Source organism: Streptomyces caatingaensis, from assembly GCF_001187435.1.
GTDB lineage: Bacteria > Actinomycetota > Actinomycetes > Streptomycetales > Streptomycetaceae > Streptomyces > Streptomyces caatingaensis.
In genome coordinates this window covers 776,422-800,716 of record NZ_LFXA01000017.1, presented here as the reverse complement: position 1 = coordinate 800,716, position 24,295 = coordinate 776,422, and the positions used below count along the sequence as shown (strand labels likewise).

Here is a 24,295-nt window from a genome sequence, read left to right as displayed (position 1 = left end):
GCGGACCGGCCCCTCGGGGATGCCGAGGGTCCGGTCCGCGCGTGCGTGGTGCCGGGAACGCCGCTCACCGCCGACCGAGCAGGCCCCGGATTCCGGCGAGTTCCACGCCGCTCAACCGCCCCGGGGACGCCAGGGCCTCCTCCCAGCACACCCGCGCCCGCCCCGGGTGCCCCAGCTCGTACAGGCCGCGGCCGAGCACCGCGAGAGTGGCGCCGAGGTAGGTGTCCCCTCCCAGGCCGCGCAGGACGGCCAGGGCGCGCTCCGCGTGGCGGACGGCTTCCAGGGGACGGCCGCCGGACAGATGCGCGGCGGCGAGCCGCCACTCGGTCCAGCCCGTCCAGCGGAGCTGGCGCCTCTCGCGGAAGATCCCGAGCGCGGCGGTGAAGTCCCGTACCGCTTCGTCGAAACGCCCGGCACCGGCCAGCGCCCTTCCCCGCGAATAGAGGCTGTTGGCCTGCCTCCAGGAGGACGTGCTCGCGTTCCGGTGGATCGACAGGGCCCGTTCGGCGAGCCGCAGCGCCTCGTCGGCGTTCCCCAACTCCTGCTGGACACTGGAGAGGTTGTTCAGGACGCTGGCCTCCCCGGGCCGGTCGCCGACGGCCCGGAACGCCTCCAGAGCGAGCAGGTGCCACCGCGCGGCCTCCTGGTACCGGCCCTGATAGGTCGCGACGATGCCCGCGACGTTGGTCGCGTGACAGCGCACCAGCGGATCGGCGGCGAGGTCGCCGAGCCGCACGGCGACCCGTGCGTGCTCCGCCGCCTCGTCCAGGCGGCCGCTCTGGCCGAGGTTGGTCGCGAGCACGGTGCGGGCGCGGCCCTCGGCCCTGTGGTCCCCCTCCTTCCGGGCCGCCTCCAGGACCTCGCCGGCGACCTCCCGGTAGAGCTGGTGGGCGGCTCCGGCCTCCGACACGTCCTTCGCGGCGACCAGCAGGTCCGCCGCCCGCCGCAGCATCCCGCGCCGCCCCGCGGCCCCGCGGGCCAGCGCCAGGACGCAGGCCGCCTCGCCGAAGAGCCAGTCGCGCGCCTCCGCGCCGTCCGCGAAGGCCAGCCCCGGCCCCGGCACCGGCGTCAGGTGCTCCACCAGCCGATCCCCCGGCCTCTCCACCCCATAGGCCCCCGCCGCCGACCCCAGGTAGAAATCCAGCAGCCGCCCCAGCGCCGACTCCCGCTCCCCCGCCGGCTCGTCGCGTTCCGCGCGGGCGCGGGCGTGGAGGCGGATGAGGTCGTGGAAGCGGTAGCGGCCGGGGGCGGGGGACTCGAGGAGGGAGATGTCGACGAGGGATTCGAGGAGGGGTTCCGCGGCGGGGAGGGGGAGGTCCAGGAGGGCGGACGCGGCGGTGGCGGAGATGTCGGGGCCGTCGGGGAGGCCCAGGAGGCGGAAGGCGCGGGCCTGGTCGGGGGCGAGGTGGGCGTAGCCGAGGTCGAAGGTGGCGGTGACGGCGAGGTCCCCGGCGTGGAGTTCGTCCAGGCGGCGGCGCTCGTCCGCGAGCCGGCGGGCCATCGTGGCGACGGACCAGGCGGGCCGCGCGGCCAGGCGCGCCGCCGCGATCCGCAGGGCGAGGGGCAGGAAGCCGCACGCCGCGACGACGTCGCGCGCGGCGGCGCGCTCGGCCGCCACCCGCCGCTCCCCCACGATGCGGGTGAAGAGGGCGAGGGCCTCGTCGGGCGTCATCACGTCGAGGTCGACGAGGTGCACGCTCTCCAGGCCGACCAGCCGGTTGCGGCTGGTGACGACGGCCGCGCAGCCCGCCGCCCCGGGCAGCAGCGGCCGCACCTGCGCCGCGTCGCGGGCGTCGTCGAGCAGGACGAGGACGCGGCGGCGGGCGAGCAACGAGCGGTAGAGCGCGGCGCGTTCGTCCGTACCGGCGGGGATCGCCGCGTCGGCCATGCCGAGGGCGCGCAGGAAGGCGCCGAGGACCGCCTCGGGCCGGGCGGCGGGGCCGGGGCCCGCGCCCTGGAGGTCGGCGTGGAGCTGCCCGTCGGGGAAGTGCCCGGCGGCGGCCCGCGCCACGTGCACGGCGAGCGTGGTCTTGCCGACGCCGCCGATGCCGGCGACGGCCCCGACGGTGACGGTGTCGCGGTCGGCGGCCGCGGCCAGGCAGGCGCCGAGGTCGGCGACCAGGCTCTCGCGGCCGGTGAAGTTCGGTGAGCCGGGCGGCAGTTGGGCCGGGCGGACGCGTTCGGCGGCGTCGGCGTCGGGCGCGTCCGGCTCCGCCAGCGAGGGATCGGCGGCGAGCATGCGCCGGTGGAGGCCGGTCAGGCCGGGGCCGGGGCCGATGCCGAGTTCGTCGGCGAGGAGGCGCCGCGCGTCGCTGTAGACGGCGAGCGCCTCGGCCTGCCGCCCGCTGCGGTGCAGGGCCAGCATCAGCAGCTCGCGGGGGCGTTCGCGCAGCGGGTGCGCGGCGGTCAGCAGGGTGAGCTCGGGGACGGCCGCGGCGTGCCGGCCGGTGCGGACGTCGAGGTCGAGGCGGGTCTCCAGCAGGCCGAGCCGCCACTCCTCCAGCCGGGCCCGCTGGGCCTCGGCGTACGGCCCGGGGATCCCGGCCAGGGACTCGCCGGACCATAACGACAGCGCCTCGTCGAGGAGGCGGCGGGCGCGCGGCAGGTCGCCGGCCCGGCGGGCCTCCTCCGCCTCGGCGGCCCGCCGTTCGGCGCGGTCGAGGTCGAGATCGAGGGCGCCGGGGGCGCCGCGCAGCGCGTAGCCGCCGGACTCGCCGACCACCTCGACGCCGCCGCCCGGCCCCTCGGCGTCCGCCGCGGAGAGGATCCGGCGCAGCCGGGACGCCCGTGTGCGGACGGCGGCCAGGGCGGCGTGCGGCGGCTCGCCGCCCCACAGGTCGTCGATGAGCTGCGACGCCGTCGCCGTCCGGCCGCGGCGCAGCAACAGGGCGGCCAGCAGGGCCCGTTGCTGCGGTGAACCGACGGCGAGCTGCACGCCCCCGCGCCGGCAGCGCACCGGTCCCAGCACCGAGCAGCGGACGGGCCCGGCGGGCTCCCGGGGCTTTTTCGGCAATGCGGCCTCCCGGTGCGCGCGTTCGGCGCGGGAGCACAGTTCCCGGCCCTTGTCGAGGAGAATCCGGCGGGCCCGGGGATCGCGCACCAGATCCTCGACGACCCGGTTCCAGAGATGGAGCGGAATCACCTTCGCCCCGGACCGGTACTCCCCCCAGCTGGTTTTGCTGATCTTGTATCGTGCGGCCAATTCCCTCAGTGTGAAGTCACGGGTGACTTCCCTTGCCAGGGCCGCCAGTTCATTGGCCTCCGCACTGCGTCCCCTGGGTCCGCCCTGCGGGCGACCGGCCCTCCCCACCCTCGCCTCCCGGCGTCGTCGTCCACGGACAATCCGCATTGTCCGTCACCGATAAACGCGCCACATGCGCTTTTTCCGAAACGGCGTTGATGGACAACGGGCGGGCGGCGGAGGGTGAACCGGAATCGCGAAAGGAGGCGTTTATGTCCGTGTCACGGCGGGCGCGCCGGAAAAGCGTCCGGCGCAAGCTCAGGTCGCTGCGGAGGGGGCCGCGCTGGTTACGGCGACGGCCCCCGTTCCCGCGTACGGGGACGGGGGCCGCCACCGTCTCACCTGCGGGTCTGGCCCGTTCCCTTCGCCGCGTCCAGGGCGTAGACGCAGCGGTCCTTGCTGCAGGCGTACACGACGCCGCCGACGGCCAGCGGGGTGCCGGTGATCTCGCCGCCGGTGGCGAGCTTCCAGCGGAGCTGGCCGCCCGCCGCGTCCAGCGCGTACAGGCAGTGGTCGGCGGAGCCGAAGTGGACACGGCCGTCGGCGACGGCCGGGGAGCCGACGATCTCGCCGCCGGCGGCGAAGCGCCAGCGCGGCGTGCCGGTGACGGCGTCCAGGGTGTAGAGCGCGCCCCCGCTGCCGAGGTGCACCAGGCCGTTGGCGACGAGGACGGGCGCGGTGGACTGGCGGGCCTCGGTGGCGATGCGCCAGCGCTCCTGGCCGCTCGTGGCGTCGAGGGCGTAGACGGTGCCGAGGTAGTCGGCCGCGTAGACGCCGCCGGCCGACCAGGCGGGCGGGCTGAGGAAGACGGCGGGGGCCTCGAAGCGCCAGCGCACGTCGCCGCGGGCGGCGTCGACGGCGATCAGCCGGGTGCCGGCGGCGACGTAGACGACGCCGTCGGGGGCGGAGTGCAGGCGCACCGGGACGCCGCCGCAGGACGAGGCGTCGCCCACCGGGTAGTTCCAGCGCTCGGTGCCGCTGCGGGCGTCGAGGGCGCGCAGCCGGCCGTCGGACCAGACGAAGACGGTGCCGTCGTGGACGGCCGGGCCGCAGTCGGGGGTCTCGAAGTCGGTCTGCAACCCGGCGGTCTCCCACAGGAGTTCACCGGTGGCGGCCTCCCACGCCTGGGCGCCGCCGCCCCGGGTGCCGGTGACGACCGTGCCCCGGCCGGTGCCCAGCGAGTACACCCAGCCGTCGGTGGACAGGCGCCAGCGCTCGGTGCCGTCGGCGGCGTCGAGGGCGTAGAGCGTGGGCCCGTCGGAGGCGTGTATGCGGCCGTCGGCGACGGCCATGGCCCAGGCGACGTCCCGGGTCTTGAACTGCCGCCGCCCGCTGGCGACATCGAGGGCGTGCACCTCGAAGGAGGTGACGTACACGAGGTCGCCGGCGACGACGGGGGTGCCCCACACGTCGTTGGACATGCGGAACCGCCAGGGACGCCAACGGGACGGGTCCACCGTGGAGTTGGGGGCCGCCTCGGGCGCCGCGGGGACGGCCGGGGCGGCGGTGGCGCCCGGCGGGCGCACCCAGGACGCGCTGGGCGCCGCGTACGGCTCGCGGGCGTCCGCGACGCGCGGGCCGGGGCCGATCGGCAGCGGGGCGCCGGGCAGCCGCACGGCGCCGCCGTCGTCCGTGAAGACGGGCGCGGCGGCGTGCCGGCCCTGGCCTGCGGGGGCGGGCACGGGGGCCTGCACGGGCGACCGGACGGGCGCGGGGGCCGGGGCGGCGGGCGCGGGGGTGAGGCCGCCGCGCGGGTCGGGCGCGCCGGTGCGCGGGCCAGGGCCGGTCGCGCGGGAGTCGGCCCAGCCGGGGGCGGCGGGCGCCCGCGACGGCTCGTACGCCGGGGCGGCGGGGGGCCGCGGGGGACGCGGCGGGGTCGCGGGCCGGGAGGAGGCGCCCCGGGCCGGGGCGGGGGCGGGCCGGTGCCCGGCGCGGCGGCGCTCGATGAGCGAGACGGCGTCCGGCGGGAGCCAGGCCGAGGCCGTGCCGCTGTCGTCGCCGCCGCCGGAGGCGAACAGGTGCGGGCCGAGCTGCGCCTGGAGGTCGGCGGGGGTGGGCCGGTGCTCGGCGGCCATCTGCATGCAGGAGTCGATGAGCGGCCGCAGCTCGTCCGGCAGCCCGCCGAGGTCGGGGCCCTCGCGCAGCAGCATGAAGACGGTCTCGACCGGGTTGGCGCCGTGGAAGGGGGCGTGGCCGGTGGCCGCGAAGACGAGGGTGGAGCCGAGCGAGAAGACGTCGCTGGCGCCGGTGACGCTGCGGGAGTCGCGGGCCTGCTCGGGGGACATGTAGGCGGGCGTGCCCACGGCGACGTTCGTCATCGTCAGGCGGGTGTTGGACACCCCGGAGGCGATGCCGAAGTCGATGACGCGCGGCCCGTCCTCGACGACGAGGACGTTGGACGGCTTGAGGTCGCGGTGGACCAGGCCCGCGCTGTGGATCGACTGGAGCGCCTCGGCGATGCCGGCGGCCAGCCAGCGCACGGCCTGGGCCGGTAGCGGCCCGCACTCGTTGACGATCTCCTCCAGCGAGGGCGCCGGGACGTACGCGGTGGCCAGCCAGGGCACGGCCGCGCGCGGGTCGGCGTCGACGACGGCGGCCGTGTAGAAGCCGCTGACCGCCCGCGCCGCCTCCACCTCACGGGTGAAGCGGACGCGGAAGAGCTGGTCCTCGGCGAGCTCCGTGCGCACCGTCTTGATCGCCACCCGCCGGCCCGATGCCGAGCGGGCGAGATAGACCAGTCCCATGCCGCCGGCTCCGAGCCTGCCGAGCACCTCGAACGGGCCGATCCGTCTCGGGTCGTGCTGCGTAAGCTGCTCCAACTGGCCTGCCACCTCCCCGTGGGGGCTTGAAGGGTCGTTCCAGCCCCGTGCAGCGTCTCACCGCGAATTATCCCGGGGTACGCGCCCTGATTCTCCCTGGCCAAGGCGCCGGTGGCGAACTCGGGTCACGCTTCGGCGTGTCCATGTCGAAAGTGGGGGTCCGCTTCCGCCGTCCCGCCGCCGGTCAGCGGCCCGCGGGCGCTTCGCGCCCCGGCGCACGCGCCGGCTCGACCACGGCGAAATCCGCGCCCTGACTGTCGGTCAGCACCGCGGAACGCCGCCCGTACGGGGTCTTCGCCGGGCCGCTCCGGACGCGGCCGCCGAGCCGGCCGGCGGCCTCCGCGGCGGCGGCGCAGTCCTCGACGGCGAAGTGGACGAGGAAGTGGGCCGGCATCACCTCGGGGAACTCCCCGCCCATCACGGACCGTCCGCCGACCGCGTGCTCCGGACCGGGCGGCCGCCCGGCGGGCGTCCACAGGGCGTGGCCCGCCGTCGCCTCGCCGCTGCCGGGCGCATGAGCGACGAGGCCGAACACCTCTTCGTAGAAGGCGTCCACGGCGGCCGCGTCCCTCGTGCGGACCTCCGTCCACGCGAACGCGCCGGGCTCGCCGCGCCGCGTCCCGAACCCCCGGTGGCCGCCGGCCTGCCAGACGCCGAACACGGCGCCGCCCGGGTCGGCGGCCAGCAGCATCGTCCCGAACGGGCCGACGGCGAACAGGCCGGTGACGACCTGCCCGCCCGCCTCCCCGATCCGCGCGGCGGTCGCGGCGGCGTCGTCGGACGCGAAGTACACGCACCAGGCGGTCGGCATCCGCCCGTCCGGCTTGGGCGCGAGCGCGGCGACGGGCCGCCCGTCGAGGAACGCCTCGGTGTACCCCCCGTACTCCGGCCCGGCCTCCCGGAACGCCCACCCGAAGAGCCCCCCGTAGAACCGCTTCCCCGCCTCGACGTCGGGCACCATCACATCCGCCCAGCAGGGCGTCCCCGGCGCCGCCGCGCCCTCGTGCGTGGCCTCGCCCATGGGCGCCGCCTCCTTCCGCGGCCTCGCGCGGCCCTTCGCTCGCGGGCCGTCCGGCGCTCGGGTGCCGCTCCGGCCACGGTATCGGCGCGGCACGGATCCCGCCCGGGGGCGGAAGCGGGACGGGCCGGGCGGGACGGGCCCCGGGGGCGCTGCGCAACGCCTCCGGGCGGGCCCCGGAGCCGGCGGGGAAGGAGACCCGGAAAACCCGCTCCGGGACGCCCCGCCAATAAGACAATTCACCGGTACGGGCCAATCCCCGAGCGTTCTCATTTCCGCCCCGGAAAACCCCGCTGACCTGCACAACAACCCCTTTCGGCACCCCCGTCCCCATTTGCACGCGACCGAATCGCGCTCCGATCACCCCTCGGTAAGCTGACGGCATGACAGGACAAGTACGCACCGTCGACGGCCGGGTGGCCGGCAGGCGTGGTCAGGCGACGCGGCAGAAGCTGCTCGACTGCCTCGGTGAAATGCTCGGCTCCTCTCCCTACCGCGATGTCAAGGTCATCGATGTCGCCCGGCGGGCGGGCACCTCGCCCGCGACCTTCTACCAGTACTTCCCGGATGTGGAAGGCGCCGTCCTGGAGCTCGCGGAGGAGGTGGCGGCCGAGGGCGCGGGCCTGACGGAACTGGTCGCCGGGCGCTCCTGGGCCGGAAAGGCCGGCAAACAGGCCGCCGAGGAACTGGTGGACGGCTTCCTCGCCTTCTGGCGGCGGAACGACGCGATCCTGCGCGTCATCGATCTGGGCGCGGCCGAGGGCGACAAACGCTTCTACCGGATCCGCATGAAGATCCTCAATGCCGTCACCAACTCCCTGACGGAATCGGTCAGGGAACTCCAGGCCAAACGGAAGGTGGACCAGGACGTCAATCCCGCGGCCGTGGCGGGCTCGCTGGTGACGATGCTGGCGGCGGTCGCCTCGCACCAGAAGGGCTTCACCACCTGGGGCGTACGGCAGGCCGATCTCAAGCCGAACCTGGCGCTGCTGGTGCATCTCGGCATCACCGGCAAGAAGCCGGCCCGATAACCGGCCGAACGGCCGGCCCGGCAGCCGGCCGTGTGAGGCGCGGCCGTACGCGCGTCCTGTCAGTCAGCGCGGCGAGGGGCCGCCGGGTCCGTGCCCGGCGGCCCCTCGCACGTCCGCCTCACTTCTTCCCGGCCACCTTGGTCAGCACATAGCGCTTGCCGGAGCCCTGCTTCCCTATCTCGTGGAAGAGCCGCGGCTCCTTCGTCGTCCCGCTCACACTCCAGTTCTTGCGGAACTCGCAGGCCTCTATCTGCACGGACACCCCGACGATCTTCCCGCCGTCCTTCAGCGGCGACCAGGTGCCCGCGCCGTCGCAGTCCCTGGCGCGGGGCTTGCCCATGCCGTCCCAGTCGAAGTTGTCCAGGCCCTCGGCGACGGCGCGGCCGCCCTTCTCCAGGGTGACGCTGCCGTTCCGGCCGTCGGACCAGACACCGGCGATGTCCGACTTGTGCAGTCTGGGCGGATGGTAGACGTCGGCCAGGCCGGTCCCGTAGACGAGGGCGCCGATCGCCCCGACGGCCAGCCAGACGACGGCGCCGTCGCGCGTGACCCGGCGGGCGACGCTGCCCATGCGCCCCTCGCGGACCCGGCGCGCGGCGGCGCGGGCGACGAGGGCGGGCGGCAGCAGGGCGACGGTGAGCGAGGCCCACCAGAGCAGGTACGACAGCGGGCGGGCGAGGGAGAGGCTGCCCAGGGCCGCGACCGCGCCGAAGACGGCGACGGCGGCGGCCGCGACGACCGGCACGGCACCGGCGGTCCAGCCGCGGCCCCCGGACCCCTCCCGCCCCGCCCGGCGCGCGGCCCGGCGGGCCAGCGCCAGCGCGGGCATCACGCCCGCGGCCGTGACGAACCCGCTGATCAGCACGGTCAGCAGCAGTGCCCCGAGCCCCACGGCCGCCGCCATGAGCGGCGCCGTCGGCAGCCCGTCGTGCTCCCGCCCCAACAGCACGAGCACCCCGGCCGTCGCCGCCACCACGAACTCGGCGCAGAGCGTGGCCATGGACGCGCAGAACGCCGCCCCGAAGCCGTCGGCCCGGCCCGGACCGGCGGCCCCGGGGGACGCGGCCGGACCTGTCGCGCCGGGCTCCGCGGGGCCGGGCTCCGCGGGGTTGCCGGAGGCCGGCTCCGCCGGGCCCGGGGAGGACGCCGCGCCGGCCTGCGCGGACGGGCCGGCCGGGGCGCGGCCGGATGCGGCGGACTGCCCGTCCGGTATCGAGTCCGGCTCAGCTTGCTGTGTCATATCCGCCCCTCTCTCCAAGAATGATTGCCCCGGCGGCCGAGAGGTTCCGCCGTTGAGGGGTTCCGAGACGGCCCTCACGTCACGGACGGCGACGAGGATGCCAGAAAGGGACATTCTTACCGAACAGTTCTTCTCGCCCCGAATACGGACACTCGATGCGAACCATCGGCCGGAGGTACGGGCGACCGCACGGGCGAGGGGGCCGCCGACGGGAGAGACGGAAGAGGACGGATCCTTGGACGACAGCGGCAGGGGAATGTGGCGCATGTCACAGTTGACCGCGCTCCAGGGGCAGTTACGAGCCATTCGCCAGAACCAGTCAGCGGCGGCGCACAGATGCGCACCCCGAGCACGGCACCGTACGCCGCCCACCGACTCCGGCGCCGGAAGCCCTGTCGTCGCGCCGGTTCGCGACCCGTACTCGCCAAGTCGCCCCGGGGCACCCGGGCGTCTCGACGTCCCCTCGCAACGAATCGCTGCATCCAAGAGTGATCACGTGAACACTTCACGTCAACACCTGGTCTGGACTTTGCCGCCTACGCCCCATTTGTGAGTACGCGGTGTGGCTCAAAAGCGCCGCACCACAAGGGGAGTGCGGGGGCGGAGTCCGGGGCGGCGGGCCGGCGGTCGACCTCGCACCAGATGCTCTTGCCCGGTCCCTCGCGCCGCCAGCCCCACCGGTCGGCGAGCCCGTCCACCAACTCCAGCCCGCGGCCGCCCGTCTCGTCACCGCCCGCGCACCGCCGCCGCGGCGGCCGGGCGCTGAAGTCGACGACCTCGACCCGGACCGTGCCCCCGGGGAAGAACAGCCGCAGCACGGCCGGACAGCCCGTGTGCACCACCGCGTTGGTCACCAGCTCGGAGATCAGCAGGATCAGCGTCTCCGCGAGCGGCTCGTCCGCCCCTATCCCGCACCCCGCCAGGCGCGACCTCGCCCACCTGCGGGCCCGCCCCACCTCAGCGGGATCGGCCCCGACTTCCATCTGCACCTGAAGCACCTGCACCGCTCACACCATCCGAACCGGCGGACACAACGCCTCGCGTCTCCAAGGGCTCACGTCGCGTGACTCCCTTTTCCCACAACCCCGTTGACGCACAACTACCCCAACAAGCGCTTGAGACACATTCCGGAGCAAAAGACCACGTATGCCACACGCCCTGCGGGCGTCCGCGCCTTCCGGGGAGGAAGTCCGAGCCCGCACCTTACTCCGTTGTGTGACGACTTACGCGCGGAACACCTTCTCCACGACAACACAGCGTGGTTATTTCCCCGGACCGACCGGGGTAATTCAGGCGAGGCGATTACATTCAGCGATTCTGTCGCTCAGAATTTCGCCCGAGCGAATTTCCGGACGATTACCGGCCGTGTCGGCCCGGCCGGCCGGGCGCCCTGACTGACGGCCCGTCAATTGTCGTCGGCACGATACGTGGCGGCGGCCCGGTCGAAGAACGCGTCCACGGAACGCTGTCCGTTCATCGGCCCGAGCACCTGGAGCACGTGGTAGCGCCCGCCCACGATCATCGCGGAATTGCGCACGTACACCTGACGGCCGCTGCTGTCGTTCCAGTTGAACGCGCCCTCCGCGCCCGCCGTCCGCCCGACGTCCACCCGGCGCAGGCCGGAGGCGCCCGACCAGGACGACGAGCGGTACGCCTCCAGCTCGGGCTCCTTCTCCTGCTGGTAGGCCATCGGATCGGCGCCGAACTCCGCGACCTTGTCCCGGCCCGGCACGACGATCAACTCGAAGTCGCCGCCCGCGTAGACGACCTGGCCGCGCTCGTTGTCCCCGCGCCGCTGCCACTCGCGGGCGACGGCGACGGTGAAGCCCTTCGGGTCGCGGCGCAGCGTGAATCCCTTGGCCACGCCGTCGCTTTCGGCCGTCGCCTCCTCCCTCGTCTCCTCCCGTGCATCGTCCTGCGGGGCGGCGCTCAGCGCGCCCGCCGAGCGGCCCGGGCGGTCGGCGCCCCGGCCCGCGCCCGCGCTCTCGGAGGCACGCGGCATGAACAGCACGGCGTACAGCACCGCCCCGACGAGCAGCAGCAGGATCAGCCCGAGCAGCAGTCTGCCGAGCCGCGGGGCGGACTGCGGCCGCGCGGCCGCGACGTGCTGCCCCTGGAGGGGGGCCGCCGCGGCGAAGCCCGCGGGCGGCTCCGCCCTGCGGTGCCGGGCGGGCCCGGCGGCGCGGCCGCGCCGCCGCCGCACCAGCTCGCCGCGGCGGCGGGGGATCGGCAGCCGGCCGGTGCCGCGGGCGGCGGTCGTCTCCGCGGCGGTGCCGGACGCGTCCGGCGCGAACGACGGCACGGTGACCGTACGGCTGCCCACGTCCGGCTCCGGGGCGGAGCGGATCAGGGACCGCAGCCACCCGCGCAGCTCCTCGAAGTCCGGCCGCTCGTGCGGGTCCTTGCGCATCAGCGACTCGACGACCGGGCGCAGCGCGCCGCACTCCTCCGCGTACGCGGGGGGCTCCGAGCAGACGAGCTGCACGAGGTCCGCCGTGCTGTCCTCCGGGTACGGCGGGTGGCCCTGCACGACCCGGAACAGCAGGGCGCCCAGCGCCCAGAGGTCGGCGGCGGGTCCGACGGGCGGAGCCAGCTGCCAGTTCTCCTGAACGGGCCAGGCCTGCTCGGGCGCCCACCGCTCGGTGACGGGCCCGACGACGAGCATCCGCGCCTGCCGGGCCCGCTCGGCGGCGAGGGCGCCGGGGGAGTCGGGGGCCGACCAGGCGCCGGCGCCGGGGCGGTGGCGGGGGCTGCCGGCCGTTGCAGCACCGCCGGCACCCTCAGCCCCGGCCGCACCGCCGGCACCGGCCGGGCCGCCGACGCTCTCGATGCCGGCCGCACCGGCGGCACCATCCGTACCGCCGGCCCAGGCCGCACCGGCGACGCCGGCTGCGCCACCCGCGCCAAATCCCGGAGCTTTTCCGGGAGTTCGGGCACCGGGTGCCGAAACCGCCCCGCCGGCCCCGGCCGATGGGGGCGCCGCTCCGGCGCCGTCACGACGGGGGGCCGCGTCGGCCGCGCCCGGTGCGGGTGCGGCAGCCGGGCGGGGCCCCGCCGGGGCCGTCCCCCCACGGACCAGGGCGTCCGCGTTCCAGGCGCCCGGGGCCGGGGCCGTGCCGCTCGCGGCGGTGCCGCCGCCCCAGGGGGAGGAGCCGGTCGGGGGACGGACGCCGCCGTCGGTCCCGGCCGCGGCGGCGCGGGAGGCGGCGGCCGCGGCCTTGGTGCCGGCGCGGTAGGCGGCGATGGCGTTGGCGCGGGGGCCGGTGCGCGGGGGGTGCTGCGCGAAGGGTGCGCCCCCGGCCCGCCCTCTCCCCGTCTCCCCGGGGCGGGGCCCCGGACCCCGGGCGCCCTCCGGCCCGCCGTCAGCGGGGGCCACGGCGCCGCCGGCCCCGGGCCACCCCCACCCATGCGGCGCCCCACGCCCGAACGTGCCCGGCCCACTCCGGAGTTGGCCCTGGACCCCGGACGGGAGGGCCCCGCTGCCCGAACCGCCCTCCGCTCCCCCGGACCGGCCCTGCCCCCCGGGCACGGGGCCACGCCCCGGGCCGTCGAGGCCGGAGCCCGCGGGCGACGGAGCCCCACCGCGGGCGGCGCCCCCACCGTCCCCACCCGGCACCACGTCATACCCGCACAGCGCTTCCTCCGCCGCGCCCGCGGCGAGGCCGGTGAGGACGGCACGGCCGTCGTCGCAGATGAGGACGGTGCGGGTGGTGATGTTGCGGTGAGTCCAGCCCTGGGCGTGGAGGGCGCGGAGGGCGGTGAGGACGTCGGCGGCGACCTCGGCGGCGCGGTGGGGGGAGAGGGTGCGTTCGGCGAGGACGGCGGCGAGGGGGCGGGCGGAGACCAGCTCGCTGACGATCCAGAGGCTGCCGGCCTCGGCGAAGACGTGGAACACCTGGTCCAGGCGCGGATGGTCGGGGATCCGGGCCGCGGCCGTCGCCGCGTCGAGGGCGCGGCGCACGGCCGGATCCCCCGCCGCGCCGGCGACCGACCGCGCCGGACGCCCGGAACGCGCCCGTCCGCCACCGTCCTCGTCGCCGAGCTCGGCGTCCACGAGCTCGGCGTCCACCACCTCCGGCAGCGGGATCTGCCGGATCAGGACCTCCTGGCCGCTGTAGGTGTCGAACGCCCGCGTCTCCACGAGCTCGAACGCGTCGGAGGGAGGCAGCGGCAGGCGGTACCGGTCGGCGAGCACCCGGCCCGCGTAGTCGTCCACGACGCCTCCCCAAAGCGCGCAACAGCCCGCATCCCGGGCAGAACCCCTGGCCGGCCCCACGAGCCGGCCCCATGAACCGGACCCCTGGGCCGGATCCTGAGCCGACCGGCCGTCAACGGCGGTCGGCAGGGCGCCGGTTGTGGCTGCGTACCGTCCCCGACATCTCACGATACGTGCCGGACGCAGCCCGGAGGGCCCTTACCGCTCAGATACCGCTCAGATCGTCGGACTCGATGACCGCAGGACGGTCAGGACACCCGCTCGGCGGCGGCCGGCGCCCCGTACGCCGGACGCGGCGGCCGCAGCCCGTCGTCGTGCGAGCCGCTGTTCCTGACGACGAGGGCGATCACCGTGCCGATGACGGCGAGCACGACGACGGCCACCACGGCGAGCAGCACCCGTCGCTGCGCCGGGACCCGCATGCGGACCAGGGTCTCGGTGTACGCGCCGCCCAGCGGCGGCTGCGGCTGCGGGTCCGCCTCGGCACGCGCCGAACCCGAGGGCGCGGCATCCCGCAGCGGCCGGAAGGCCGACTGGCCCTCCGGCTTCTTCGCGGCCGGCGCCGGCCGGCGGGGCGCGGCGGACGCCGGAGGGCGGTCCGCCCTCGCCGGCGGCCCGGCCGGCTTCTCCGGGCTCTTCCGCCCGGCCGGCCGCTCGGGCACCTTGGGCACGGCGATGGCCTGCGTGGCCTCGGGGTCCGCGCTCTTCCGCGCGGGGGCGGCCGGCGGTTCGTCCGGCGCGTTGACGGCCTCGGTGAGCAGCGCGCGGGCGCCCGCCTCGTCGAGCCGCTTCTGCGGGTCCTTGGCGAGCAGCCCGTACATGACGCCCTCGAGAGGGCCCGCGTTCTTCGGCGGGCCGAGCGGCTCGGTCATGACGGCGGTGAGGGTGGCGATGGCCGACCCCTTGTCGTACGGCGGGGCGCCCTCGACGGCCGCGTACAGCAGGCCGCCCAGCGACCAGAGGTCGGCGGGCGGTCCGGGCTTCTGGCCGCGGGCGCGCTCGGGGGATATGTACGAGGGCGCGCCGACGAGCATGCCGGTGGAGGTGACGGAGGGGTCGCCCTCGACCTGGGCGATGCCGAAGTCGGTGAGGACGACGCGGCCGTCGTCCGCGATGAGGACGTTGGACGGCTTGACGTCGCGGTGCAGGATCCCCTGGAGGTGCGCGGCGCGCAGCACGTCGAGCACGGCCAGGCCGACCTCCGCGGCGCGCCGCCACTTCAGCGGCCCGTCCTCGCGGATGACGTCGGCGAGCGAGCGGCCCTCGATGAGCTCCATGACGATCCACGGCCGGTCGTCCTCGTGGACCACGTCGTAGACGGTGACGGCGCCGGCGCTGCGGATCCGGGCGATGGCCTTGGCCTCGCGCAGGGTACGGGTGATCAGGCGGCGCTTCTCGTCCTCGTCGATGTTGGCCGGGAAGCGCAGCTCCTTGACCGCGACGACACGCCCGAGGGTCTCGTCGGTGGCACGCCAGACCGTGCCCATGCCGCCCCGGCCGAGCACGTCACCGAGGCGGTAGCGCCCGGCGAGGAGGCGCCCGGTCGTGCCCTGCGTCTGCTCCGCGTCCGACATGCGTCCCCTCTGGCATTCAGCTCTGCGACCAACCGACCCCGGCAGAGCGACCATTGTCTCTCATCCGCGGACCAGTGGAAGGCCAGGGTCCGACCGACCATGGATGATGAGCGCATGCCGACGCGCAGTGCCCTCTCGCGCATCACGGCGGCCCTGGCCGCCCTGTGCTGCACCGTCATGGCGCTGACGACGGCGTGCGACGGCGACCCTGCCCGCTCTCCTGTAGAGGACATCGTTGCACGTGGCGCGGTTCCCGGCGCCGCCGAGCTGTCACAAGACGCTCACGGCGCCCCCCGGTTCACGGCGGCGGGGGTCGCGGACGTCCGTACCGGACGCCCCGTCCGGCGCGCGGACCGCTTCCGCGCCGGGAGCCTCACGAAGACCGTCGTCGCCACGGTCGTCCTCCAGCTCGTGGCCGAGGGGCGGCTGCGGCTGGACGAGCCGGTGGCCGGGCGGCTGCCGGCGTGGGCGGGCGCGGCGCTCCGCGGTGTCACGGTGCGCCAACTCCTCACCCACACCAGCGGGCTGTTCTCCTACACGGACCGGACGCTCCTCGGGGGCGGCCTCCTCGCGCGGCGCTTCACCTCGTACTCCCCCGCCACGCTGGCACGGAGCGCGCTCGCGCACGCGCCCTACGCCCCGCCCGGCGCGCGCTACCACTACTCCAACACCGACTACGTCCTCCTCGGCATGGTGATCCGTCAGGTCACGGGGCACTCCTACGCGACGGAGGCCCGGCGGCGCGTCCTGGCCCCCCTGCACCTCACCGGCACCAGCTTCCCCGGGACGCGCGCCTCCCTGCCCCGGCCGCACGGCCGCGCGTACACGACGGGGCCGGACGGCGGGCTGCTCGACGTCACCGACCTCAACCCGTCCGTCGCGGGCGCGGCGGGCGAGATGGTCACGACCCTGCCCGACCTCGGCCGCTTCCTCGGCGCGCTGCTGGGCGGCGCCCTGCTGCCGGGCGGTCAGCTCCGCGCGATGCGCGACACGGGCGCCGCGCACGGGCGGTACGGGATGGGGCTGTTCCCGGTGCGGCTGTCCTGCGGGCGCGTGCTGTGGGGGCACGACGGCGCGATCGAGGGGTCGTACGCGGCGGCGGTGGGGACGGCGGACGGGCGGCACGTCCTGGCGTACCGGGTGAACGCGGACACGGGCGTCCCGCCGGAGGACGAAGCGCGGCTGCTGGCGGCCGAGTTCTGCTAGCCGGACCGGCCGGCCTGCCGGTCAGGCCAGGGGCTGGATCTCCGGCGCGCCGAGCCGGGCGGCGTCGGCCGTGCGGTCGTCCGGCTGGAGCTGCGACTCGCGCTCGGCCTCGACCCGCTTCTCGTAGTGCTCGACCTCCTTGTCGGTCTGGGCGCCGTCCCAGCCCAGCACCGGCGCCATCAGCTCCGCCGCCTCGCGGGCGCCGCGCGTGCCGCGGTCGAAGGTCTCGATGGAGATCCGGGTGCGGCGGGTGAGGACGTCGTCCAGGTGCCGGGCGCCCTCGTGCGAGGCGGCGTACACCACCTCGGCGCGCAGGTAGTCCTCGGCGCCGCCGAGCGGGCGGCCCAGCGACGGGTCGGCGGTGACCAGGTCGAGGACCTCGTCGACCAGCGAGCCGTACCGGTTGAGCAGGTGCTCCACCCGCGCCACGTGCAGCCCGGTGCGCTGTGCGAGCCGCGCCCGGCCGTTCCACAGCGCGCGGTAGCCCTCGGCGCCGACGAGCGGGACGTCCTCGGTGACGCAGTCGGCCACCTTCCGGTCCAGCCCGTGCACGGCCTCGTCCACCGCGTCCTTCGCCATCACCCGGTACGTGGTGTACTTGCCGCCCGCCACGACCACCAGCCCGGGCACGGGGTGCGCGACGGTGTGCTCGCGCGAGAGCTTGCTCGTCGCGTCCGACTCGCCGGCCAGCAGCGGGCGCAGCCCCGCGTAGACGCCCTCGACGTCGTCCCGGGTCAGCGGCACGGCCAGCACGGAGTTGACGTGTTCCAGCAGGTAGTCGATGTCGGCGCTGGAGGCGGCGGGGTGGGCCTTGTCGAGGTCCCAGTCGGTGTCCGTGGTGCCGATGATCCAGTGCCGGCCCCAGGGGATGACGAAGAGCACGCTCTTCTCGGTGCGCAGGATGAGCCCGGTCGTGGAGTGGATGCGGTCCTTGGGGACGACGAGGTGGATGCCCTTGGACGCGCGGACGTGGAACTGGCCGCGCTCGGCGATCAGCTGCTGGGTGTCGTCCGTCCACACGCCGGTGGCGTTGACGATCTGCCGGGCGCGGATCTCCAGGTCGCGGCCCGCCTCCAGGTCGCGCACCCGGGCGCCGACGACCCGCTCGCCCTCGCGCAGGAAGCCCACGACGCGTGCCCGGTTGGCGGCCTCGGCGCCGTAGGCGACGGCGGTGCGCACCAGGGTGGTGACGTAGCGGGCGTCGTCCATCTGGGCGTCGTAGTACTGCAGGGCGCCGACCAGCGCGTCCTTGCGCAGGCAGGGGGCGACGCGCAGGGCGTGCCGGCGGGTGAGGTGGCGGTGGACGGGCAGGCCGCGGCCGTGCCCGGAGCTGACGGACATGGCGTCGTAGAGGGCGACGCCGGAGCCCGCGTAGAGCCGCTCCCAGCCGCGGTGCTGGAGCGGGTAGAGGAACGGCACCGGCTTGACCAGGTGCGGGGCCAGCCGCTGGAGCAGCAGGCCGCGCTCCTTGAGCGCCTCGCGGACGAGGGCGAAGTCGAGCATCTCCAGGTAGCGCAGGCCGCCGTGGATGAGCTTGCTGGAGCGGCTGGAGGTGCCGGCCGCCCAGTCACGCGCCTCCACCAGGCCGGTGACCAGGCCGCGGGTGGCGGCGTCCAGCGCGGTGCCCGCGCCGACGACGCCGGCGCCGACCACCAGGACGTCCAGTTCCCGCTCCGCCATCCGGGCGAGCGCCGTGGCGCGTTCGGCCGGCCCGAGTGTCGCTGTCCTCACCACTGCCTCCCGCTGGTCCGCCGGTTCCCCTTCCGATGCTGCCCCAGATCGGGCGCCCCGGCCGTACCTGGTACCCCGTCCGGATATCCGGTCCGGATACCCCGTCCGGATCCTCGGCCCGCGACAATGCCCGGAATATATCGTATATCCCCTTAACCTGATCTACACCGTTCAGGGACCGGACCACACAAGGACCGGACCGTTTACGCACCGGACCGTTCACGGACCGGATCGGACCGTCGGTCAAGGGGAAGGACCGCGTCACCTCATGCCCGCAGACCTCGCCGTCATCGGCCTCGGCCACCTCGGCCTGCCCCTCGCCCGGGCCGCCACCGCCGCCTCCGTGGCCACCGTCGGCCACGACCCCGACCCGCGCACCGTCGCCGAGCTGCGCGCCGGGCGGCTGCCCGCCGAGGACGGCCCGGGCACCCTCACCGCCGCCGAGCTGCGCCGGATGCTCTCCGCCGGCTTCCACCCGACCACCGACGACGCCGAGCTCGAACGGGTCCGCACGGCCGTCATCTGCGCCCCGACCCGGCTCGGCCCGGACGGCGCCCTCGACCTGCGCGCCGTCGGGGCCGCCGCCCGCGCGCTGGCGCCGCGGCTGCGGCCGCGCACCACCGTGATCCTGGAGTCGGCCGTCCACCCCGGCGCCACCGAGGAGTTCGTGCGCCCGCTGCTGGAGGACGGCTCCGGGCTGTGCGCCGGGCGCGACTTCCACCTCGCCTACTCCCCCAGCCGGGCCGACCCCGGCCACCGCGACCGCGACCTCACCCGCGTCCCCCGCGTCGTCGGCGGGCTCACCCCCGCCTGCACGGAGGCCGCCGCCGCGTTCTACGGCCGCCTCTGCGACAAGATCGTGCGGGCGCGGGGACCGCGGGAGGCCGAGACCGTCCGCATGTGGGAGACCAACTACCGCCACGTCAACATCGCGTTGGCGAACGAGATGGCCGTCTTCTGCCACGACATCGGCGTCGACCTGTGGGACGTCGTGCGGTGCGCCGAGACCAAGCCGTTCGGCTTCCAGGCCTTCCGCCCGGGGCCGGGGGTCGGGGGCCACGGCACCCCCGTCGACCCCGGCCGGCTGACCTACAAGGGCGCCGGGCTCGGGCATCCGCTACGGATGGTGGGGCTCGCGCGGGACGTCAACGGACGCATGCCGCTGTACGTCACCCAGCGCGCCGCCGCCCTCCTCAACGAGCACGGCAAGTCGGCGCGGGGGGCGCGCGTGCTGCTCCTCGGCGTCGGCTACAAGGCCGACACGGGGGATCTGGAGGGCTCCCCCGCGCCCGAGATCGCCACGCGGCTGTCGGAGCTGGGCGCGCAGCTCAGCTACCACGACCCGTACGTCCCCCGCTGGCGCGTCGCCGACCGCCCCGTCCCCCGCGTCGACTGCCTCTACGAGGCCGCCGCCGAGGCCGACCTGACCATCCTCCTCCAGCAGCACCGCACCTACGACCTCCAGGGCCTGGCCGTCAAGGCCCAACTCCTCCTCGACACCCGCGGCGCAAGCCCCGCCGGCGCAGCCCACCGCCTGTGAGCTCCCCGCCCCGCCCTTTCACTGTTTCTTGCGCGCCCGCGGGGGGGGGAGCAACGCGGCTGCGTTGCGTTCGGTCTCAAGCTCCGCAGGGGTTCGTTTGGTCTCAAGCTCCGCAGGGAGTGCAGGGGGCGCAGCCCCGGTCCGGGGGCCCGGTGACGCAATCCCGTTGCGGTTCCGGGTCTGGGGGGGCGAGCCCCCCCCGGGGTGCAGGGGCGGAGCCCCGCCCGCCGCGCCGAGCGCGAGCCCGGCGCGAGCCGGGCAGGGCCGCAGGGGGCGCAGGGGCGCAGCCCCGGTCCGGAGGGTCCGGGAGCGCAGCCCCGGCGGGGGCCCCGGGGGGCACAGCCCGCCCGGGATCGAGGGACGCAGCCCCGGTGCGGGGGGCCGGCGACACAATCCCGTTCCCGGTTCCGGGGTCTGGGGGCGCAGCCCCCAGCGGGGTGCAGGGGCGGAGCCCCGCCCGCCGCGCCGCGCGCCAGTCCCCCGGGGTGGCGCAGGGGCGGAGCCCCAGCGGAAACGGGGAAAGGGCGGGGCGGGGAGGGAAACCCGCCTAGAGCCGGCCGCTGGCCGGGAGGCGGGGCTGGGCGTCCAGGAGCGTCCGGAGCTTCGCGAAGTCCTCCACGCAGCGCCCGGTCCCCACCGCCACACAGTCCAGCGGATCATCCGCGACCAGCACGGGAATGTCCAGCTCACGGCTGAGCCGGACGTCGAGCCCGCGCAGCAGCGCACCCCCGCCCGTGAGCACGATCCCCCGGTCCATGATGTCCCCCGACAGCTCCGGCGGCGTCTCGTCGAGCGTCTGACGCACCGCCATCACGATCGCGTCGACCGGCTCGGTCAGCGCGTGCCGGATCTCGTCCGCCGTCAGCTCCAGCGTCTTGGGCAGCCCGCTGACCTGGTCACGGCCACGGATCGTATAGCGGTCCGGCGGCAGCAGCCCCTGCGTCTCCTCGGAGTCGGACACCCCGCCCGCGAGGCTCTCGTTCTTCGCCAACTCCCGCGCCACGGAGGCGAGTCCGGCCATCGACCACTTCCCCGTCGGCGCCGCCGAGCCGATGCTGAGCTTGATCTCCTCGGCCGTGCGCTCGCCGATCGCCAGCGCGTACTCCTTCTTCACGTACGAGATGATCGCCGCGTCCATCGCGTCACCCGCCGTCCGCACCGAGCGCGCGGTGACGATGCCGCCCAGCGAGATGACGGCGACCTCGGTCGTGCCGCCGCCGATGTCCACGACCATGCAGCCGGTCGGCTCGCTGACCGGCAGCCCCGCGCCGATCGCCGCCGCCATCGGCTCCTCGACGAGGTGCACGGCCCGCGCCCCGGCCTGGGAGGCGGCCTCGATCACGGCGCGGCGCTCGACGCCGGTGATGCCCGACGGCACGCAGACCACCACGCGCGGACGGGACAGCATCCGCTTCCCGGCGACCTTCTTGATGAAGTGCCGCAGCATCCGCTCGGCTATCTCGAAGTCGGCTATGACGCCGTCGCGCATCGGGCGGATGGCCACGATGTTCGAGGGGGTCCGGCCGATGGTCTCCTTCGCCTCGGAACCCACCGACAGCACGCTGCCGTCATCGGCGTTGACGGCGACGACCGAGGGCTCGTTGAGCACGACCCCTCTGCCCCGCACATACACCAGCGTGTTCGCGGTGCCGAGGTCGATGCCCATGTCCCTGCCGCTGAACGACTTACTTTGCGCCATAAGTCGCCAGTATTCACCATGACCGAACTTTTATGCGGAGTTGACGGCGGGGACCGGACACGGCGAGGGCCCGGTCACCACCGTGACCGGGCCCGTCCGACGGAGCGTCAGCGCTTGTCGTGCTGCGACGGCGCGACCGTCACCTCGACCCGCTGGAACTCCTTGAGCTCGCTGTAGCCCGTGGTCGCCATCGCCCGGCGCAGCGCGCCGAAGAAGTTCATCGACCCGTCGGGGGTGTGCGAGGGGCCGAGGAGGATCTCCTCGGTGGTGCCGACGGCACCCAGGTTCATGCGCTTGCCGCGCGGCACGTCCTCGTGGACGGCCTCCATGCCCCAGTGGTGACCGCGGCCCGGCGCGTCCGTGGCGCGCGCCAGCGGCGACCCCATCATCACGGCGTCCGCGCCGCACGCGATCGCCTTCGGCAGGTCGCCGGACCAGCCGACCCCGCCGTCCGCGATGACGTGCACGTAGCGGCCGCCGGACTCGTCCATGTAGTCCCGCCGCGCCGCCGCGACGTCCGCGACGGCCGTGGCCATCGGCACCTGGATGCCCAGCACGTTGCGGGTGGTGTGCGCGGCGCCGCCGCCGAAGCCGACGAGGACGCCGGCCGCGCCGGTGCGCATCAGGTGCAGCGCGGCGGTGTACGTGGCGCAGCCGCCGACGATCACCGGGACGTCGAGCTCGTAGATGAACTGCTTGAGGTTCAGCGGCTCGGCGGCACCGGAGACGTGCTCGGCCGACACGGTCGTACCGCGGATGACGAAGATGTCCACGCCCGCGTCGACGACGGCCTTGGAGAACTGCGCGGTGCGCTGCGGCGACAGCGCGGCGGCGGTGACGACGCCGGAGTCGCGCACCTCCTTGATGCGCTGCCCGATCAGCTCCTCCTTGATCGGAGCGGCGTAGATCTCCTGCATGCGCTTGGTCGCGGCGTGCTCGTCCAGCTCCGCGATCTCGGCCAGCAGCGGCTCCGGGTCCTCGTAGCGGGTCCACAGGCCCTCGAGGTTGAGCACGCCGAGACCGCCCAGCTCGCCGATGCGGATGGCGGTCTCGGGCGAGACCACCGAGTCCATCGGGGCGGCCAGGAACGGCAGCTCGAAGCGGTAGGCGTCGATCTGCCAGGCGATCGAGACCTCCTTCGGGTCGCGGGTACGGCGACTCGGGACGACGGCGATGTCGTCGAACGCGTACGCCCGGCGGCCGCGCTTGCCGCGCCCGATCTCGATCTCAGTCACGTTTGTGGCCTTTCCTTCTACGTCTGCCGCACTCCAGTATCACCGACGCGACGCGGGACGTCCCCGCCGTCCGCCGTACGCGGACCGGCGGCCGGGGCGCGGACCGCGCGGGCCCGGGGCCCGGCCCCGGAGGAAACGGCGAAAAGGCGGGCGGGGGAGGAGCCCCCGCCCCGGCCGGCCCGGCGCGGCTCAGCGCCCGCTGTAGTTCGGCGCCTCGACCGTCATCTGGATGTCGTGCGGGTGGCTCTCCTTCAGCCCCGCCGCCGTGATCCGCACGAACGTCCCCTTGTCCTTGAGCTCCTGGACGTTGGCCGATCCGACATAGCCCATGGACGCCCGCAGGCCGCCGACGAGCTGGTGGGCCACCGAGGCCAGCGGCCCGCGGTAGGGCACCTGGCCCTCGATGCCCTCCGGCACGAGCTTGTCCTCGGAGAGGACGTTGTCCTGGAAGTAGCGGTCCTTGGAGAAGGACCGCGCCTGCCCGCGGGACTGCATCGCGCCCAGCGACCCCATCCCCCGGTACGACTTGAACTGCTTGCCGTTGATGAAGACCATCTCGCCCGGCGACTCCTCGCAGCCCGCCAGCAGCGAGCCCAGCATCACCGTGTCGGCACCCGCCGCGATCGCCTTGGCGATGTCGCCCGAGAACTGCAGCCCGCCGTCGCCGATCAGCGGCACGCCCGCCGCGTGGCACGCCTGCGCCGCCTCGTAGATGGCGGTGACCTGCGGGACGCCGATGCCGGCGACCACTCGCGTGGTGCAGATCGAGCCCGGGCCCACGCCGACCTTGACGCCGTCCACGCCGGCGTCGATCAGGGCCTGGGCCCCGTCCCGCGTGGCGACGTTGCCGCCCACCACGTCCACGTCGATGTTGGACTTGATCTTGGCGATCATGTCGAGGATGCCGCGGCTGTGCCCGTGGGCGCTGTCCACGACGAGGAAGTCCGCCCCGGCCTCGACCAGCGCCTGCGCCCGCTCGTACGCCTCGGCGCCGACGCCGACCGCCGCGCCGACGATGAGCCGGCCGTCCGCGTCCTTGGCCGCGTTCGGGTACTGCTCGGCCTTGACGAAGTCCTTGACGGTGATGAGGCCCTTGAGGACGCCGGCGTCGTCCACCAGCGGCAGCTTCTCGATCTTGTGGCGGCGCAGCAGCTCCATGGCGTCCTCGCCGGAGATGCCCACCTTGCCGGTGACCAGCGGCATCGGCGTCATGACCTCGCGCACCGAACGCGAACGGTCGCTCTCGAAGGCCATGTCGCGGTTGGTGACGATGCCCAGCAGCTTGCCCGCGGGGTCGGTCACCGGCACGCCGCTGATGCGGAAGCGGGCGCACAGCGCGTCCGCCTCGGCGAGGGTGGCGTCGGGACGGACGGTGATCGGGTCGGAGACCATGCCCGACTCGGAGCGCTTGACGAGGTCGACCTGGTTGGCCTGGTCCTCGATCGACAGGTTGCGGTGCAGGACGCCCGCGCCGCCCTGGCGGGCCATGGCGATGGCCATCCGCGCCTCGGTGACCTTGTCCATGGCGGCGGACAGCAGCGGGATGTTCACCCGGACGTTGCGCGAGACACGGGAGGAGGTGTCGACCGCGTTCGGCAGTACCTCCGAAGCGCCCGGCAGCAGCAGGACGTCGTCGTAGGTCAGACCGAGCATCGCGAACTTCGCGGGCATTCCGTCGGCGTGGTCAGTCATGACACCTTCCCAAATACTCAAGATCTGCCGGGCCCGTTCACCACCGGCGGCGT

At 75.1% G+C, this 24,295-nt stretch carries 13 protein-coding genes and 1 pseudogene; 3 read left to right on the top strand and 11 right to left on the bottom strand.

Features of this window, described 5'->3' with window-relative positions; genetic code table 11:
• Nucleotides 1-64 precede the first annotated feature (64 nt).
• The 3 genes from AC230_RS26080 to AC230_RS26070 form a co-directional block, all read right to left on the bottom strand.
• Nucleotides 65-3,052, bottom strand: a complete 2,988-nt coding sequence (locus AC230_RS26080; protein ID WP_422125641.1) for an AfsR/SARP family transcriptional regulator — start codon at nucleotides 3,050-3,052, stop codon at nucleotides 65-67.
• A 527-nt stretch (nucleotides 3,053-3,579) separates the two neighbouring features.
• Nucleotides 3,580-6,060: a protein serine/threonine kinase AfsK gene (gene afsK / locus AC230_RS26075; RefSeq protein WP_049718729.1), complete on the bottom strand. Its 2,481-nt coding sequence runs from the start codon at nucleotides 6,058-6,060 to the stop codon at nucleotides 3,580-3,582.
• A gap of 184 nt (nucleotides 6,061-6,244) precedes the next feature.
• Entirely contained in the window at nucleotides 6,245-7,081 is an 837-nt protein-coding gene (locus tag AC230_RS26070; RefSeq protein ID WP_049718728.1) for a VOC family protein, read from the bottom strand.
• Between the two features lie 380 nt (nucleotides 7,082-7,461).
• On the opposite strand from AC230_RS26070, the gene AC230_RS26065 reads away from it, so the two are divergent.
• Nucleotides 7,462-8,109: a TetR family transcriptional regulator gene (locus AC230_RS26065; RefSeq protein WP_049718727.1), complete on the top strand. Its 648-nt coding sequence runs from the start codon at nucleotides 7,462-7,464 to the stop codon at nucleotides 8,107-8,109.
• 118 nt (nucleotides 8,110-8,227) lie between these two features.
• Here AC230_RS26065 and AC230_RS26060 read toward each other — a convergent pair whose 3' ends face one another.
• The 4 genes and pseudogenes from AC230_RS26060 to AC230_RS26045 all read right to left on the bottom strand — a co-directional run.
• Nucleotides 8,228-9,349 carry a hypothetical protein gene (locus tag AC230_RS26060; RefSeq protein WP_049718726.1) on the bottom strand — a complete coding sequence of 374 codons (1,122 nt, stop codon included), beginning with the start codon at nucleotides 9,347-9,349 and terminating at the stop codon, nucleotides 8,228-8,230.
• Between the two features lie 536 nt (nucleotides 9,350-9,885).
• Entirely contained in the window at nucleotides 9,886-10,353 is a 468-nt protein-coding gene (locus tag AC230_RS26055) for an ATP-binding protein (RefSeq protein WP_049718725.1), read from the bottom strand.
• Between the two features lie 401 nt (nucleotides 10,354-10,754).
• Entirely contained in the window at nucleotides 10,755-13,565 is a 2,811-nt protein-coding gene (locus AC230_RS26050; RefSeq protein ID WP_049718724.1) for a protein kinase, read from the bottom strand.
• A 305-nt stretch (nucleotides 13,566-13,870) separates the two neighbouring features.
• A pseudogene (locus AC230_RS26045) lies at nucleotides 13,871-15,139 on the bottom strand (serine/threonine-protein kinase); the annotation flags it as partial.
• A gap of 114 nt (nucleotides 15,140-15,253) precedes the next feature.
• On the opposite strand from AC230_RS26045, the gene AC230_RS26040 reads away from it, so the two are divergent.
• Complete coding sequence (locus AC230_RS26040; protein ID WP_049718723.1) at nucleotides 15,254-16,345, top strand: serine hydrolase domain-containing protein; 1,092 nt, start codon at nucleotides 15,254-15,256, stop codon at nucleotides 16,343-16,345.
• Nucleotides 16,346-16,366: 21 nt separating this feature from the next.
• On the opposite strand, the gene AC230_RS26035 is transcribed toward AC230_RS26040, so the two are convergent.
• Nucleotides 16,367-18,076 carry a glycerol-3-phosphate dehydrogenase/oxidase gene (locus AC230_RS26035; RefSeq protein ID WP_049718722.1) on the bottom strand — a complete coding sequence of 570 codons (1,710 nt, stop codon included), beginning with the start codon at nucleotides 18,074-18,076 and terminating at the stop codon, nucleotides 16,367-16,369.
• A 268-nt stretch (nucleotides 18,077-18,344) separates the two neighbouring features.
• Between AC230_RS26035 and AC230_RS26030 the strand changes: the two genes are divergently transcribed.
• Nucleotides 18,345-19,616, top strand: a complete 1,272-nt coding sequence (locus AC230_RS26030) for a nucleotide sugar dehydrogenase (RefSeq protein ID WP_049718721.1) — start codon at nucleotides 18,345-18,347, stop codon at nucleotides 19,614-19,616.
• A 547-nt stretch (nucleotides 19,617-20,163) separates the two neighbouring features.
• Here AC230_RS26030 and AC230_RS26025 read toward each other — a convergent pair.
• The 3 genes from AC230_RS26025 to guaB form a co-directional block, all read right to left on the bottom strand.
• A complete protein-coding gene (locus tag AC230_RS26025) occupies nucleotides 20,164-21,315 on the bottom strand; it encodes a rod shape-determining protein (protein ID WP_049718720.1) in 1,152 nt (383 codons plus the stop codon).
• Nucleotides 21,316-21,422: 107 nt separating this feature from the next.
• Nucleotides 21,423-22,550, bottom strand: a complete 1,128-nt coding sequence (locus AC230_RS26020) for a GuaB3 family IMP dehydrogenase-related protein (RefSeq protein ID WP_049718719.1) — start codon at nucleotides 22,548-22,550, stop codon at nucleotides 21,423-21,425.
• A gap of 189 nt (nucleotides 22,551-22,739) precedes the next feature.
• On the bottom strand, nucleotides 22,740-24,242 hold the full coding sequence (guaB, locus tag AC230_RS26015; protein ID WP_049718718.1) for an IMP dehydrogenase: 1,503 nt from the start codon (nucleotides 24,240-24,242) through the stop codon (nucleotides 22,740-22,742).
• Nucleotides 24,243-24,295 lie beyond the last annotated feature (53 nt).